Source organism: Pseudomonas sp. AA-38, assembly GCF_029457475.1.
Classification (GTDB): domain Bacteria; phylum Pseudomonadota; class Gammaproteobacteria; order Pseudomonadales; family Pseudomonadaceae; genus Aquipseudomonas.
In genome coordinates, this window is sequence record NZ_CP120359.1 from 504,187 (window position 1) to 520,367 (window position 16,181).

General features: G+C 62.8%; 11 protein-coding genes. 5 read left to right on the plus strand and 6 right to left on the minus strand.

Going from position 1 to position 16,181, the window contains the following annotated elements; translation table 11 throughout:
* Positions 1-9 precede the first annotated feature (9 nt).
* The 4 genes from PVE35_RS02300 (at position 10) to hemE (ending at position 9,131) form a co-directional block, all read left to right on the plus strand.
* Positions 10-1,602, plus strand: a complete 1,593-nt coding sequence (locus PVE35_RS02300) for an AAA family ATPase (protein ID WP_277373639.1) — start codon at positions 10-12, stop codon at positions 1,600-1,602.
* A gap of 359 nt (positions 1,603-1,961) precedes the next feature.
* Positions 1,962-6,410 (plus strand): glutamate synthase large subunit, encoded by a 4,449-nt coding sequence (gltB, locus tag PVE35_RS02305; RefSeq protein WP_277373640.1) that lies wholly within the window; start codon positions 1,962-1,964, stop codon positions 6,408-6,410.
* A 118-nt stretch (positions 6,411-6,528) separates the two neighbouring features.
* Positions 6,529-7,947: an FAD-dependent oxidoreductase gene (locus PVE35_RS02310; protein WP_268180936.1), complete on the plus strand. Its 1,419-nt coding sequence runs from the start codon at positions 6,529-6,531 to the stop codon at positions 7,945-7,947.
* A gap of 119 nt (positions 7,948-8,066) precedes the next feature.
* The gene (gene hemE / locus PVE35_RS02315; RefSeq protein WP_277373641.1) at positions 8,067-9,131 is read left to right on the plus strand and encodes a uroporphyrinogen decarboxylase; all 1,065 of its coding nucleotides are present in this window, start codon (positions 8,067-8,069) and stop codon (positions 9,129-9,131) included.
* A gap of 34 nt (positions 9,132-9,165) precedes the next feature.
* On the opposite strand, the gene PVE35_RS02320 is transcribed toward hemE, so the two are convergent.
* Complete coding sequence (locus tag PVE35_RS02320) at positions 9,166-9,597, minus strand: hypothetical protein (RefSeq protein ID WP_268180940.1); 432 nt, start codon at positions 9,595-9,597, stop codon at positions 9,166-9,168.
* A gap of 163 nt (positions 9,598-9,760) precedes the next feature.
* On the opposite strand from PVE35_RS02320, the gene PVE35_RS02325 reads away from it, so the two are divergent.
* Positions 9,761-10,531: a ParA family protein gene (locus tag PVE35_RS02325; protein WP_277373642.1), complete on the plus strand. Its 771-nt coding sequence runs from the start codon at positions 9,761-9,763 to the stop codon at positions 10,529-10,531.
* Positions 10,532-10,596: 65 nt separating this feature from the next.
* Here PVE35_RS02325 and PVE35_RS02330 read toward each other — a convergent pair whose 3' ends face one another.
* The 5 genes from PVE35_RS02330 to PVE35_RS02350 all read right to left on the minus strand — a co-directional run bounded on the left by PVE35_RS02330 (position 10,597) and on the right by PVE35_RS02350 (position 16,083).
* Positions 10,597-11,394, minus strand: coding sequence for a universal stress protein (locus PVE35_RS02330; protein ID WP_277373643.1), 798 nt, complete (start codon positions 11,392-11,394; stop codon positions 10,597-10,599).
* A 122-nt stretch (positions 11,395-11,516) separates the two neighbouring features.
* Positions 11,517-11,960, minus strand: a complete 444-nt coding sequence (locus PVE35_RS02335; protein WP_277373644.1) for a YiiD C-terminal domain-containing protein — start codon at positions 11,958-11,960, stop codon at positions 11,517-11,519.
* 173 nt (positions 11,961-12,133) lie between these two features.
* On the minus strand, positions 12,134-12,568 hold the full coding sequence (gene trxC, locus PVE35_RS02340) for a thioredoxin TrxC (RefSeq protein WP_268180948.1): 435 nt from the start codon (positions 12,566-12,568) through the stop codon (positions 12,134-12,136).
* A gap of 322 nt (positions 12,569-12,890) precedes the next feature.
* Positions 12,891-14,168, minus strand: a complete 1,278-nt coding sequence (locus PVE35_RS02345; RefSeq protein WP_277373645.1) for a bifunctional O-acetylhomoserine aminocarboxypropyltransferase/cysteine synthase — start codon at positions 14,166-14,168, stop codon at positions 12,891-12,893.
* Between the two features lie 124 nt (positions 14,169-14,292).
* Positions 14,293-16,083, minus strand: a complete 1,791-nt coding sequence (locus PVE35_RS02350) for an SLC13 family permease (protein WP_268180952.1) — start codon at positions 16,081-16,083, stop codon at positions 14,293-14,295.
* Between the last annotated feature and the right edge of the window lie 98 nt (positions 16,084-16,181).

Here is a 16,181-nt window from a genome sequence, read left to right on the forward strand (position 1 = left end):
GAGTGATTCATGACCAGTTTGCATGCTGACGAAGCGTTTCTGGCGCACTACCAGTTCAGTCACGACCCCTTCGCGCCCAGGGTGCCGGGCTTCAAGTTCTTCCCTGCACAGCGCAAGCCCGTGCTGGGGCAATTGCATCATCTGGCGCGATACAGCCAATTGTTGCTGGTGGTAACCGGGCCTGAGGGTAGTGGCAAAACGCTGCTGCGCCAGGCGCTGGTTGCCAGCACCAACAAACAGGCTGTGCAGAGCGTGGTCATTGCCCAGGGCATCACCGGGGGTGAGGCACTGCTGCGCCAGGTGGCCCAGGGGCTGTCGCTGGCGACGGCCGATACCCGCTCGATTCTCAACCAGGTTTCGCAACTGGCCTTGACCGGACAGGAAGTCTACCTGTTGATCGACGATGCCGATCAGCTTGACGATGCGGCGTTGCAGGTGGTGCTGACCCTGGCGGCCGGCGATGGCGAGGGGCGCCCGCATGTCTTCCTGTTCGCCGAGCAGGCACTGCTGGAGCGCCTCGAAGCATTGGCCAACGGTGAGGAGTGCTATCACGCCATCGAGCTGCAGCCTTATACCGAGGAGGAGACTCGTGACTACCTCGCTCAGCGCCTGGAAGGGGCGGGGCAGGGTATCGAGGTATTGAGCGAGGAGCAGGTCGAGGAGATTCACCAGCGCTCCGGCGGCTGGCCGGGTGCAATTAACGGCGAGGCGCGCGAGTTGCTGATCGAGCAGATGCTGGCGCAGCGTTCCGGCGCGCGTCGAGGCGGTTTCTCCTTCTCCCTGCCGAAGAAACATCTGTTGGCGCTGGCCGTGGTGCTGGTGGGGGTGGCGGCTGCCTGGGTGATGCAGGGTCGCGACAGCCAGCCTGCCAGCGAGCCTGAGCTTAGTGCCTCGCTGCCCCTGCAGCCTTCTGCAGCGCCTGCCGACGGAAAGGCGCCAGAGCCGCAGGCTGCCAGTGGCGCGCCTGCCATCGAGTTCGCGGGCAGCAGCCAGCCGCTGCCCTTGCCCTTGGTCGGTCAACCGCAAGCCGTGATCCGTCAGCCCCTGGCCGAAGCCGCGGGCGAGGAACTGGACAACTTCGAGCCGCCTGCTGCGCCAGATCCCTCGACCGTCACCGTACCGCCTGCGCCAATCGCTGCTGCACCTGCACCTGCACCTGCACCTGCACCTGCACCTGCACCTGCACCTGCAGCGCCAAAGCCTGCTACGCAGCAGCAACTGAAGCAGACAGAGACCAAACAGGCGGAGCCCGCCGTTGCAGCCAAGCCGGCTCCAGCTCCTTCGCCAGCAACCGCCAAGCCGGCAACACCCAGCCCGGCAGGTGGTAATTGGTATGCTCAGCAGCCGGCATCACGCTATGCGCTGCAAGTGGTGGGGTCGCGTTCCGAGGCGAATATTCAGGCCATGGTGCGCGAAGGGGGCAGTGAGTACCGCTACTTCAAGAAAATCCATCAGGGCCAGCCGCTGTACGTGCTGACCTATGGCAGCTTCGCCAGCCGGGCGGCCGCCCAGGCGGCAGTGAAAACCTTACCGGCCAAGCTGCAGGCTGGTAAGCCCTGGCCGCGCACGATTGGCAGTATTCAGCAGGAAATGAGTCGCTAGGTGAATACCTGGTAGCTGCTCGGCGGGGTGCCTGTGCGTCCCGCTTGCAGGATGTCTTCATAACGCTTTCAATCTGATGGGCTACAGGGGGGGGCGCCTACCTGTGGCGTCGCTGTGTGCAAGCGTGTTCCATGTCGTGACTCGTTGGTCGCTATCATGGCTGGATGTTCATATCCTTCGTTTTTGCGACATAATTTTTCACCCCTTCGTCACGAAAATTTGTGACGGGGTGGGTGGATATGTACAATGACCTCCCTTTTGCCTGCGCAAAGCTGGCCCGTGCCCGCTTTTCGGGTTTAAGACATTGAATTAGAAAGTAATTTGCCTGGAATACAGGCAGCCTGGTGAGAGTTTCCCCTATGAAAGCAGGTTTGTACCGTCCTGATGAGTTCAAGGATAACTGCGGCTTCGGCTTGATCGCCCATATGCAAGGTGAGGCTAGCCATCACCTGCTCAAGACCGCCATTGAGGCCCTCACCTGCATGACTCACCGCGGCGGTATCAACGCCGACGGCAAGACCGGTGATGGCTGCGGCCTGCTGATCCAGAAGCCCGATCGATTCCTGCGCGCCATCGCCCAGGAGCAGTTCGGCGTCGAACTGCCTGCGCAATATGCCGTGGGCATGGTGTTCTTCAATCAGGACCCGGCCAAGGCCGAGGTCGCGCGCGAGAACATGAACCGCGAAATCCTTGCGGCAGGCCTGCAACTGGTGGGCTGGCGCAAGGTGCCGATCGACACTAGCGTGCTCGGCCAACTGGCGCTGGAACGCCTGCCGCAGATCGAGCAGGTGTTCATCGGCGGTGATGGCCTGTCCGACCAGGAATTCGCCATCAAGCTGTTCAGCGCCCGCCGGCGCTCGTCGGTGGCCAATGCCGACGACAGCGATCACTACATCTGCAGCTTCTCGCACAAGACCATCATCTACAAAGGCCTGATGATGCCGGCGGACCTGCAGCAGTTCTACCCGGATCTGGGTGACGAGCGCCTGCAGACCGCCATCGCGGTCTTCCACCAGCGTTTCTCCACCAACACCCTGCCGAAGTGGCCGCTGGCGCAGCCCTTCCGCTTCCTCGCGCACAACGGCGAGATCAACACCATCACCGGCAACCGCAACTGGGCGCAGGCCCGTCGCACCAAGTTCGCCAACGAGCTGATCCCCGATCTCGACGAGCTGGGCCCGCTGGTCAACCGTGTTGGCTCCGACTCCTCGAGCATGGACAACATGCTCGAGCTGATGGTCACCGGCGGCATCGACCTGTTCCGCGGCCTGCGCATGATCATTCCGCCGGCCTGGCAGAACGTCGAGACCATGGACGCCGACCTGCGCGCGTTCTACGAATACAACTCCATGCACATGGAGCCCTGGGATGGCCCGGCCGGCGTGGTGCTGACCGATGGTCGCCATGCCGTATGCCTGCTCGACCGTAACGGTCTGCGCCCGGCACGTTGGGTCACCACCAAGAACGGCTACATCACCCTGGCGTCGGAAATCGGCGTGTGGGACTACCAGCCCGAAGACGTCATCGCCAAGGGCCGTGTCGGCCCGGGGCAGATCCTCGCCGTCGACACCGAGACCGGCCAGGTATTGGACACCGAGTCCATCGACAGCCGCCTGAAGTCACGCCACCCCTACAAGCTGTGGCTGCGCAAGCATGCCCAGCGTATCAAAGCGACTTTGGAAGACCGCGACCATGGTTCGGCCTTCTACGACCCGGATCAGCTCAAGCAGTACATGAAGATGTTCCAGGTCACCTTCGAGGAGCGTGACCAAGTGCTGCGTCCGCTCGGCGAGCAGGGCCAGGAAGCCGTCGGCTCCATGGGTGACGACACGCCGATGGCCGTGCTCAGCCAGCGCGTGCGTTCGCCGTACGATTATTTCCGTCAGCAGTTCGCGCAGGTTACCAACCCGCCGATCGACCCGCTGCGCGAAGCGATCGTCATGTCCCTGGAAATCTGCCTGGGCGCCGAACGCAACATCTTCAGTGAGTCGCCGGAGCACGCTACCCGCGTGATCCTCAGCAGCCCGGTGATTTCGCCAGCCAAGTGGCGTGCGCTGATGAATCTGGATCGCCCGGGCTTCGACCGTCATGTCATCGACATGAACTACGACGAGTCGCTGGGTCTGGAAGCTGCCGTGCGCAACATGGCTGACCAGGCCGAGGAAGCCGTGCGTGCCGGCAAGGTGCTGCTGGTACTGACCGACCGTCACATCGCTCCGGGCAAGCTGCCGGCGCATGCCGCGCTGGTCACCGGCGCCGTGCATCACCGCCTGACCGAGAAAGGCCTGCGCTGCGACTGCAACATCCTGGTGGAAACCGCCACCGCGCGTGACCCGCACCACTATGCCGTGCTGCTGGGCTTCGGCGCCTCGGCGGTGTATCCGTTCCTGGCCTACGAAGTGCTGGGCGACCTGATCCGCACCGGCGAAGTGCTGGGCGATCTGTACGAAGTATTCAAGTACTACCGCAAGGGCATCTCCAAGGGCCTGCTGAAGATCCTGTCGAAGATGGGCATCTCCACGATCGCCTCCTATCGCGGTGCGCAACTGTTCGAGGCGGTCGGCCTGGCCGACGAAGTCACCGAGCTGTGCTTCCGTGGCGTGGCCAGCCGTATCCAGGGTGCGCGTTTCGTCGACATCGAAAGCGAGCAGAAGCTGCTGTCCCAGGAGGCCTGGAACAACCGCAAGTCGATCCAGCAGGGCGGCCTGCTCAAGTTCGTCTACGGCGGCGAATACCACGCCTACAACCCGGACGTGGTGCGCACCCTGCAGGAAGCCGTGCAGCAGGGCAACTACGCCAAGTACAAGGAATACTCGACGCTGGTCGACACCCGTCCGGTGTCGATGATCCGTGACCTGCTCAAGGTCAAGGAGTCCGCCACGCCGATCAGCCTCGACGAAGTCGAGCCGCTGCAGTCGATCTTCAAGCGCTTCGACGCCGCCGGTATCTCCCTCGGCGCGTTGTCGCCGGAGGCGCACGAGGCGCTGGCCGAGGCGATGAACCGCCTGGGTGGTCGCTCCAACTCCGGTGAGGGCGGCGAAGACCCGGCCCGTTACGGCACCATCAAGAGCTCGAAGATCAAGCAGGTGGCCACCGGCCGCTTTGGCGTGACCCCGGAATACCTGGTCAACGCCGAAGTGCTGCAGATCAAGGTGGCCCAGGGCGCGAAGCCCGGTGAGGGCGGCCAGTTGCCGGGGGGCAAGGTCAACGGCCTTATCGCCAAGCTGCGCTACGCGGTGCCGGGCGTGACCCTGATCTCGCCGCCGCCGCACCACGACATCTACTCGATCGAAGACCTGGCGCAGCTGATCTATGACCTCAAGCAGGTCAACCCGAAGGCACTGGTGTCGGTCAAGCTGGTGGCCGAGGCCGGCGTCGGTACCATCGCTGCCGGTGTGGCCAAGGCCTATGCCGACCTGATCACCATTTCCGGCTACGACGGCGGTACCGGCGCATCGCCGCTGACCTCCATCCGCTACGCCGGTGCGCCCTGGGAACTGGGCCTGGCCGAAACCCACCAGACCCTGCGCGGCAACGACCTGCGCGGCAAGGTGCGGGTACAGACCGACGGTGGTCTGAAAACCGGCCTGGACGTGATCAAGGCCGCCATCCTCGGCGCCGAGAGCTTCGGCTTCGGTACTGCGCCGATGGTGGCCCTGGGCTGCAAATATCTGCGCATCTGCCACCTGAACAACTGCGCCACCGGGGTGGCCACGCAGAACGACAAGCTGCGCAAGGATCACTTCATCGGCACCGTCGAGATGGTGATGAACTTCTTCACCTACGTCGCCGAGGAAACCCGCGAGTGGCTGGCCAAGCTGGGCGTGCGCAGCCTGGAAGAGCTGATCGGCCGCACCGACCTGCTCGAAGTGCTGCCGGGCGAAACTGCCAAGCAGGGCAACCTGGATCTGTCGCCACTGCTGGCCAGCGCGCATATCCCGGCCGACAAGCCGCAGTTCTGCCAGGTGCCGAAGAACCCGCCGTTCGACGAAGGTCTGCTGGCCGAGAAGATGGTGGACATGGCCAAGGACGCCATCGCCAACAAAACCGGTGGTGAGTTCGAGCTGAACATCGGCAACTGCGACCGTTCCATCGGTGCGCGCATTTCCGGTGAGATCGCCCGCGTGCATGGCAACCAGGGCATGAACGACGCGCCTATCACCTTCCGCTTCAAGGGCACTGCCGGGCAGAGCTTCGGCGTGTGGAACGCCGGTGGTCTGCACCTGCGTCTGGAAGGCGATGCCAACGACTACGTGGGCAAGGGCATGACTGGCGGCAAGATCGTTATCACTCCGCCTGCTGGCAGCCCGTTCGCCACCGAGGACAGTGCCATCATCGGCAACACCTGCCTGTACGGCGCCACTGGCGGCAAGCTGTTCGCCACCGGCACTGCGGGTGAGCGTTTCGCCGTGCGCAACTCCGGCGCCCACGCCGTGGTGGAGGGCACTGGCGACCACTGCTGCGAGTACATGACCGGCGGTTTCGTCTGTGTGCTGGGCAAGACCGGCTACAACTTCGGCTCGGGCATGACTGGCGGTTTCGCCTACGTGCTCGACCTGGACAACGGCTTCTACGACCGCGTCAACCACGAGCTGGTGGAAATCCAACGCATCAACAATGAAGCGATGGAGGCCTACCGCAGCCACCTGGAAAGCGTGCTCGCCGAATACGTCGAAGAGACCGGCAGCGAGTGGGGGCAGAATCTGCTGGAAAACCTGGACGATTACCTGCGCAAGTTCTGGCTGGTGAAACCGAAAGCGGCCAGTCTGAAGTCGCTGCTGTCCAGCACCCGTGCCAACCCACAGTAAAGCCGCAAGCGGCAAGCCCCAGGCTGCAAGTCATAAGCAGCTCCGGGCTTGCCGATCCAACGTGATTGTCTTGCAGCTTGCAGCTTGATGCTTGCCGCTGCTGTTATGAGGTAATGCAATGACTGAACGTCTGAATAACGACTTCCAGTTCATCGAAGTCGGGCGCAAAGACCCGAAGAAGAAACTGCTGCGTCAGCGCAAGAAGGAGTTTGTCGAGATCTACGACAACTTCAAGCCGGCGCAAGCTGCAGACCAGGCGCACCGCTGCCTGGGCTGCGGCAACCCTTATTGCGAGTGGAAGTGCCCGGTGCACAACTTCATTCCGAACTGGCTCAAGCTGGTGTCGGAAGGCAACATCCTGGCCGCCGCCGAACTCTCGCACCAGACCAACACCCTGCCGGAAGTCTGCGGCCGCGTGTGCCCGCAGGATCGTCTGTGCGAGGGTGCCTGCACCCTCAATGACGGCTTCGGCGCGGTGACCATCGGCTCGGTGGAGAAGTACATCACCGACACCGCCTTCGCCATGGGCTGGCGCCCGGACATGTCCAAGGTCAAACCGACCGGCAAGCGCGTTGCGGTAATCGGTGCCGGCCCGGCCGGCCTGGGCTGCGCCGACGTGCTGGTGCGCAACGGCGTGACCCCGGTGGTGTTCGACAAGAACCCGGAAATCGGCGGTCTGCTGACCTTCGGCATTCCCGAGTTCAAGCTGGAAAAAACCGTGCTCAGCCGTCGCCGTGAAGTCTTCACCGGCATGGGCATCGAGTTCCGCCTGAATACCGAGATCGGCAAGGACGTGACCATGCAGCAACTGCTGGATGAGTACGATGCCGTCTTCATGGGCATGGGCACCTACACCTACATGAAGGGTGGTTTCCCGGGCGAGGACCTGCCGGGCGTGTACGACGCGCTGGATTTCCTGATCGCCAACGTCAATCGCAACCTCGGTTTCGAGAAGTCGCCGGAAGACTTCATCGACATGAAGGGCAAGCGCGTCGTGGTGCTGGGCGGTGGGGACACCGCGATGGACTGTAACCGCACCTCGATCCGTCAGGGCGCCAAGGCCGTGACCTGTGCCTACCGCCGTGACGAAGAGAACATGCCCGGCTCGCGCAAGGAAGTGAAGAACGCCAAGGAAGAGGGCGTGAAGTTCCTCTTCAACCGCCAGCCCATCGCCATCGTCGGCGACGGCAAGGTGGAAGGCATCAAGGTGGTCGAGACCCGTCTCGGCGAGCCGGATGCCCGTGGCCGCCGCAGCCCCGAGCCGATTCCGGGCTCCGAGGAAGTCATCCCGGCGGAAGCTGTGCTGATCGCCTTCGGTTTCCGTCCGAGCCCGGCGCCCTGGTTCGAGCAGTTCGAGATCCAGACCGACAGCCAGGGTCGCGTCGTGGCGCCGGAGAAAAACACCTTCAAGCACCAGACTAGCAACCCGAAGATCTTCGCCGGTGGCGACATGGTGCGTGGTTCCGACCTGGTGGTGACGGCGATCTTCGAGGGCAGGAACGCCGCCGAAGGCATCCTCGACTACCTGGGCGTTTGATGACGCAGGGCAAGTAAAGGCGAGACAAATCGTCGCGATGGACAAAAGGCATGGCACCCGCCGTGCCTTTTGTTTTGTGCTCTGCGAAAATGCCCGCACTTTTTTCGCTGGATGCTGCCATGACCGCCCTGAAGAACGACCGTTTCCTTCGTGCCCTGCTCAAGCAACCCGTGGATGTCACGCCTGTCTGGATGATGCGCCAGGCTGGCCGATATCTGCCGGAATACCGCGCGACCCGGGCCAAGGCCGGCGACTTCGTGAGCCTGATGAAGAATCCCGCGCTTGCCTGCGAGGTCACCATCCAGCCGCTGGATCGCTACCCGCAACTGGATGCCGCGATCCTCTTCTCCGACATCCTCACCATCCCCGATGCCATGGGTCAGGGCCTGTACTTCGAGACGGGTGAGGGCCCGCGCTTCAAGAAGGTGATCAGCAGCCTGGCCGATATCGAGGCGCTACCGGTGACGGATGCCGAGAAGGATCTGGGCTACGTGATGGACGCCGTGCGCACCATCCGCCGCGAGCTCAATGGTTGTGTGCCGCTGATCGGTTTCTCCGGCAGCCCCTGGACACTGGCCACCTACATGGTCGAAGGCGGCTCGTCGAAAGACTTCCGCAAGACCAAGGCGATGCTCTACGACAATCCCCAGGCCTTGCACGCGCTGCTCGACAAGCTGGCGCAGTCGGTCACGGCGTATCTGAACGGGCAGATCCTGGCCGGGGCGCAGGCGGTACAGATCTTCGATTCCTGGGGTGGCGCGCTGTCGGCGGCGGCCTACCAAGAGTTCTCCCTGCGCTACATGAAGCAGATCGTCGACGGCCTGATTCGCGAGCATGACGGGCGTCGCGTTCCGGTGATCCTGTTCACCAAGGGCGGCGGTCTGTGGCTGGAATCCCTGGCCGATAGTGGCGCAGAAGCGTTGGGCCTGGACTGGACCTGCGACATCGGCAGCGCTCGCACCCGTGTCGGTGACAAGGTCGCCCTGCAGGGCAACATGGATCCGGCGGTGCTCTACGCCAAGCCGGAAGCGATTCGTGCTGAGGTGGCGCGTATCCTGGCGGCCTACGGTGCCGGCAGCGGCCATGTGTTCAATCTGGGCCACGGCATCACCCCGGAGGTCGACCCGGCCAACGCAGGGGCTTTCTTCGAGGCGGTGCATGAGCTTTCGGCACAGTATCACTGACGCAACAAAAAGCCCGGCACTGCCGGGCTTTTTGTTAGAAGCCTGCTCGGTACTTGGTATCGACCTTGCGCTTTTCCAGCGTGTATTGAGCAATATCGAGTTGACCACTGCCTAGCTGATCATCCAGCTCTTGCATGTCGCGTTCATGAAGCTTGGCAACATGCGCCTTGGTTACGTTGTAGTTGATGGCGCGTGCTGCATCGTAGCCGCTGATAGGGTCCCATAGGATAGACAAAGGCCAGAGCAGCAGATTGGCTACTCCAAATCCGTATTCACGTCCGTAGAAGGAACCGCCGCCAGGCAAGAGCCCCAGTGCTGCGCCAGCACCAGGGCTTTTTTCCTGAATGGCCAGACCACGGGCCTCATAGGCATCGAGTTCAGCTTTCTGTACGGAGTTGAGCCCGCTGGCGCAGCCAGTGGTAATGACCAGAAGGCTACCGAGCAGGAGTGTGCGTAGGTACTGCATTGCATTTCCTTGTTTTGCGTGTTGTCCTGATGCGCCATTTGGCGCGGGCGCAAACTAGCATGCATGATGGCTTTGAGCTATTGCTTGGCATGACTTTTTGAAAGCTTTGATTGTCATGGCCTTTGCATAGAATTTGGAAAACCAATATCGGGGGAGGCTCGTGATGCGACGTGTGGTATTCAACCAGAAGGGTGGCGTGGGCAAGTCCAGCATCGCCTGCAATCTCGCGGCGGTGAGTGCGGCGCAGGGCTATCGCACCTTGCTGGTCGACCTGGACGCCCAGGCCAACTCGACCCATTACCTCACTGGTTTGACCGGCGACGAGATTCCGGTGGGCATCGCCGACTTCTTCAAGCAGACGCTGTCATCCGGCCCCTTCGCCAAGAAGGGCAAGGTGGATATCTACGAGACGCCCTTCGACAACCTGCACGTGATCACGGCCACGGCCGAACTGGCAGAGCTGCAGCCCAAGCTGGAACAGAAGCACAAGATCAACAAGCTGCGCAAACTGCTCGACGAGTTGAGCGAAGACTACGACCACATCTATCTGGACACGCCGCCGGCGCTGAATTTCTACACCGTATCGGCGCTGATCGCGGCTGACCGCGTGCTGATTCCCTTCGACTGCGACAGCTTTTCGCGCAATGCCCTGTACGGGCTGCTGGCCGAGCTCGAAGAGCTCAAGGAAGACCACAACGAGAAGCTGGAAGTGGAAGGCATCGTGGTCAACCAGTTTCAGCCGCGTGCCGTGCTGCCTCAGCAACTGCTCGACGAGCTGATCGCAGAAGGGCTGCCGGTGCTGCCGGTGAACCTGATGAGCTCGGTGAGGATGCGCGAATCGCACCAGGCGTGCACGCCGCTGATCCATCTGGATGCACGGCACAAGCTGACCCAGCAGTTCGTCGAGCTGCACGATCTGCTCAACGCCGGTTGAACAGCTGAGCCTGCAAAAACGCCGTGGCTGCCTCAGGCGTACCACGGCGTTTGCATTTCAGGCGTTCAGCGCACCACGAACACGTCGCACGGCGCCTTGTGCAGGAAGTGTTGCGCCAGGCTGCCCAGCAAGGCCTGGGAAAAGGCGCTACGACCGTGACTGCCGAGCACCAGCAATTCGCTACGGCGAGCTTTGATCTGTTCCTGCAGGCTGCGCAGGATGCCACCTTGCAGCACTTCATGGCTCAGCGTTGGGCCGCCCGGGGGCAGCATCAGCGCTTCGTCGTGCAGCAACTGGCTGATCAGCGCCCGCTGGGTTTCGAGCTGCTCGGCGATCTGCTTGGGCGTGCCCTTGTCCGGCTCGAATACATGCAGGGCATGCAGCTCGGCGCTGCCGGGCAGCAGCCGGTAAGCCTGACCCAGAGCGCTGCAGGCGCACAGAGAAAAATCCAGGGCAGCCACGGCGCGTTGGTAGGGGGCTGAGTCGTTGCGGGCCACCAGTAGCAGCGGCACGCTGCAACGCCGCGCGATACGATCCAGGCTGGTGCCGGAGAAAAAATCATGGCGCTGTTGATGGCTGCCGAGCACCAGCAGATCACAACCTGTCTCCTGCACTTGCTGCAGCACCACCTCCGAAGGTTTGCCGCTGAGCATGCGCAGCTCGGTACCGGGCGGTGCGTATTGGGTCAGGCTGCGATCCAATGCCAGGCGGGCTTTCTCGTGCTGTTCGCTGTTCTGGCTCGGGTCGAGCACGTGCAGGATCGTGAGGCGCGCATCGTGCTGCTTGGCGAGTTGGCTGGCGCGGCACAAGGCCATGTCAGCGGTGTCGCGCAAGTCATGGGCGATGAGAATGTGGTGAAACATGATGACGGCTCTCCTGCCGATACCCGTCGGCAATTTTATTGTGTCTGTTCAGATAGCCGCTCTTTTGATTTATAGCAAGGTCAGGGACTGTTACCGATTGCGAATGCAGGCAGCGGCTGCCCTCAGCGTAAGCGCAATTGGTACTGGCCGCGACTTTCCGCGACCACTTCCGCGTTGCCGTCGGTCAGTTGCAGCTCCAGTAGGTAGTCCGCCTTGCCGTGCAGGCAAGCTTGCTCCTGCAGTCGCACGATGTCGTCAGGCGACAGGCGTGCTTCGACGCGGATGTCGCCCATGGCCGGGCGACGAAAGCGCAGGTTCATTTCCTTGATCACGGGGTAAAAGCGCTTGGCGTCGAAGCTGGTGAGGAACAGCGCGCCGCCGGGAATTTCCGCGAGGGTGAACAGCGCGCCGGCGTACATGCTGCCGATATGGTTCTGGTTGCCTTGTAGCGGCATGCACAGGCGCACGAAACCGGGCTCCAGCGCCTCGGCCTTGAGGCCGCTGCGTTTGACGAAGGCGATCTGTTGCTCGGTGAGTTGGCGAGCGATTTCCATGGGCAGCGGCATGAGCGGATTCTCGAATGTCGACCCTGCCAGCCTATAAGGATGCTGAGCTTACGCAAGTGCCCCGAACGTCCACGGTGACTGACCGAAGCGCTCAAGAGCCCTGGCACGTAGCCCGGATGCAATCCGGGGATAACCGGCACGCAATTTCCCGGATTGCATCCGGGCTACAGACCCTAGATACCCTGCTGGCGCAACCAGGCCTGCAGTTGTGGCAGTGGCATGGCACCGCTCTGGCGAGCGACCTCGACGCCACCCTTGAACAGGATCAGGCTGGGGATGGAGCGGATACCCAGTTGCCCGGCCAGATTGGGGTTGGCTTCGCTATCGAGTTTGCCCAGGCGGCAGCGTCCCTGTAGCTGTGCGGCGGCCTGCTGGAAGGTCGGCGCGAAGGCTTTGCAGGGGCCGCACCAACTGGCCCAGACATCCACCAGCAAGGGCAGGTCGCCCTTGAGCTGGCTGGCGAAGTTGCCTTGCGTCAGGGGGATGGGGGCGCCGGGTAGCACCTCGCTTTTGCAACGCCCGCAGCGCGGGGCATCGCCCAGGCGTTCGGCGGGAATGCGGTTGAGCCCATTGCAGTGCGGGCAGGGGATTAGCAGGGGATCGCTCATGATTCGGCTCCAGGGCACCTCTAAAAACTACCTCGGCTTTGGCTTCCTGCGTCGCTCTACCTCCTGCATCCATGCAGTCGTACGTTGCCATCACTGCGTTAAAAACAGACTCGGAGGCCGCTTGCGGCCAACGCACTTCAGTGCGGCTCCGAAGGGGCGAGCGGAGCGAGTCATGCTCATGTACAAAAGTACAGTCGACCGCGACTCCGAGCGTTCCTCGCCTGTTTTTGCGGGGCCGCCATCTGCCTCGCCTACGTTTTTAGAAGTGCCCTCCAGTGGTTATGACCGCTATCTGGAGCCGAAGCATCGGCTTTTCAAGCGCTCAGACGCGCGCCGCTTCGAGCGCCTGGGTCAGGTCAGCGAGGATATCGTCGATATGCTCGATGCCGATGGACAGGCGCACCATGTCTCGCGGTACGCCGGCCTTCTGCAGTTCCTCATCGCTGAGCTGGCGGTGGGTGGTGGACGCGGGGTGGCAGGCCAGCGACTTGGCGTCGCCGATGTTGACCAGGCGCACCACCAGTTGCAGCGCATCGATGAAGCGCGCTCCGGCCTCCTGTCCGCCTTGAATGCCGAAGGACAGGATCGCCGCCGGCTTACCGCCGAAATAGCGTTGGGCCAGTTCATGCTCGGGATGGTCGGCCAGACCGGCGTACTTCACCCAGGCCACCTGCGGATGCTTCTGCAGGTACTGCGCCACTTTCAGCGCGTTGTCGGTGTGGCGCTCCATGCGCAGGGCCAGGGTTTCCAAGCCTTGCAGGATAAGGAAGGCGTTGAAGGGCGACAGTGCTGCGCCGGTGTTGCGCAGTGGCACTACGCGGCAGCGGCCGATAAAGGCGGCCGGGCCGAAGGCTTCGGTGTAGGTGACGCCGTGGTAGGACGGATCGGGCGTGTTGAGCAGCGGGAAGCGCGCCTTGTTATCGGCCCAGGGGAATTTGCCAGAGTCGACCACGATGCCACCGATGCTGGTGCCGTGACCACCGATGTACTTGGTCAGCGAGTGCACGACGATATCCGCGCCATGCTCGAAGGGGCGGCAGAGAATTGGCGTGGCCACGGTATTGTCGACGATCAGCGGCACGCCATGGCGGTGAGCGGCGTCGGCCAGTGCCTGGAGGTCGACGATGTTGCCGGCTGGGTTGCCGATGGATTCGCAGAACACCGCCTTGGTGCGCTCGTCGATCAGCGCTTCCAGCGCGGTGATGTCATCGTGCGCGGCGAAGCGGGTCTGGATGCCGAAGCGCGGCAGGGTATGGGCCAGCAGGTTGTAGGTGCCGCCGTAGAGTTTGGCCACCGAGACGATGTTGTCGCCGGCCTCGGCCAGGGTCTGGATGGCATAGGTGATGGCGGCCATGCCGGAGGCCACGGCCAGCGCTCCGACGCCGCCTTCCAGCGCCGCCACGCGCTCTTCCAGCACGGCGTTGGTGGGGTTCATGATGCGCGAGTAGATGTTGCCGGCCACCTTCAGGTCGAACAGGTCGGCACCATGCTGGGTGTCGTCGAAGGCGAAGGAGCTGGTCTGGTAGATCGGCACCGCCACCGCCTTGGTGGTGGGATCCGGGTCGTAGCCAGCGTGAATGGCCAGGGTTTCCAGTTTCATGCGCATGTTCCTTCAAGGGCAGATTGAAAGATTCGCAGCATGGATAAGGCCCGGGGCCCGGTCAATGCACGGAGGCGGCGAAAACGCTTCCCGGATTAGAACATTGCGTTCGCAGCTTATGCCGTCACACCGGAGTCAGCGGGAAGAACCAGGGAATGACCAGCGTGGCCACGCCCCACAGCAGCAGGTTCAAAGGGATGCCCACCTTCATGAAATCGGTGAAGCGATAACCGCCGGCGTTGTAAACGAAGGTGTTGGTCTGATAGCCGATGGGGGTGGCGAAGCTGGCGCTGGCGGCGAACATCACGGCCACCACGAAGGCGCGCGGGTCGATGCCCAGGTGCTGAGCCATGCCGATGGCGATAGGCGTCACCAATACGGCCACGGCATTGTTCGACAGCACCTCGGTGAGGATCGATGTGAACAGGTAGATGAAACTCAGCATCAGCAGCGGTCCGGCCCAGGGCAGCCAGCCCATGACATTCTCCACCATCAACCTGACCAGGCCCACCTTGTCCATGGCGATGCTGATGGCCAGCATGCCGAAGATCAGGCTGAGGATCTTCCAGTCCACCGCCTTGTAGGCATCCTCTACGTCCAGGCAGCGGGTGGCCAGTACGGTCACCGCGCCGATGATCGCCAGGCCTTCGATGGGCATGACGCCGAAGGCGGCCAGCAGCATCACCGCCAGAGTGGCGAGGATGGCGATGGGCGCCTTATCACGGCGGAAGGCGCGCTCCTGCACGGCGTTGAGGCTGATCAGCTCGCCGTTGTCGGCGAAGCGCTTGATCTGCGCTGGGGTGCCTTCCACCAGCATCACGTCGCCGAACTGCAACTGGAAGTTGTCGAGGTTGCCCTGCACGTTCTCGTCCTGGCGGTGAATGGCCAGCACGGCTATGCCGTAACGTGCGGTGAGGTCGAGGTCGCGCATTGGGCGGTGGCTGTAGCGCGAGTTACGCCCGACGATGGCTTCGGCAAGGATCACGTCATGGCTGCTGAGGGTCTCGAAGGCATTGCCGCGGTTGAAGCTCAGGTGGCCGCTCTCGCGCAACTCCACCACGTCCTTGACTTGGCCGTGCAGCATCAGGCGGTCGCCACTGGCCAGCAGGGTATCGGCGCCGGGCTCGGTCAGCTCCTGTTCGTCGCGAAACAGCTTGAGCACCTGCAGGCCGCTGCCACCGTTGAGATTGGCCTCGTGCAGGGTCTTGCCGATCATCGGCGAGTCATGCGGTACCAGCAGCTCGGTCATGAAGGTGCGCGACAGGTCGGGGCGTAGCTGGCGCGACAGGGTTTCCCGCTCCGGCAGCAGGCGATGACCGATGGTCAGCAGGTAGAGCATGCCGAAGGCCGCCATGACCAGGCCCACCCCGGTGATCTCGAAGATGCCGAACGGCGCCATGCCCGCCTTGCGTGCGACGCCGTCGACGAGAATGTTGGTCGAGGTGCCGATCATGGTCAGGGTGCCGCCGAGGATGGTGGCATAGGACAGCGGAATCAGCAGCTTGGAGGGCAGGGTGCCGGCGCGGCGCGCCAGGGCGATGGCCACCGGGGTGAGAATGGCCACCACCGGCGTGTTGTTCAGGCAGGCGGACACCACCAGCGCGGTGACGGTGAGACCGGTGAGTACGCGAATGGGGCTGGTGCCGACCAGATCTCCCAACCAGTTGCCGAGGGCGTCGATGCAGCCGGTGCGCTCCAGTGCGGCGGAGAGCACGAACATGCAGGCAATGGTCACCGGCGCCGAGTTGGACAGCACGCTTAGCACTTCGCCCGGGGTCAGCAACTGGCTGACCAGCAAGGCGGCCACGGCAATGGCCGCGACGATGTCCGGGCTCCACTTTTCGCGGACGAAGGCATAGAGCACCCAGATCAGCAGGGCGCCGACGAAAAAGAGGGGGAGGGAGTCCCAGGGCATGAAAATCCTTGGCAGCGAATCTCGTATGAGGTATCGGCGCGCACCGGGGCGGCCTGGCTGGGCGCCAAGATAGAGGGCTTCTTATAGATAGTCTAAGA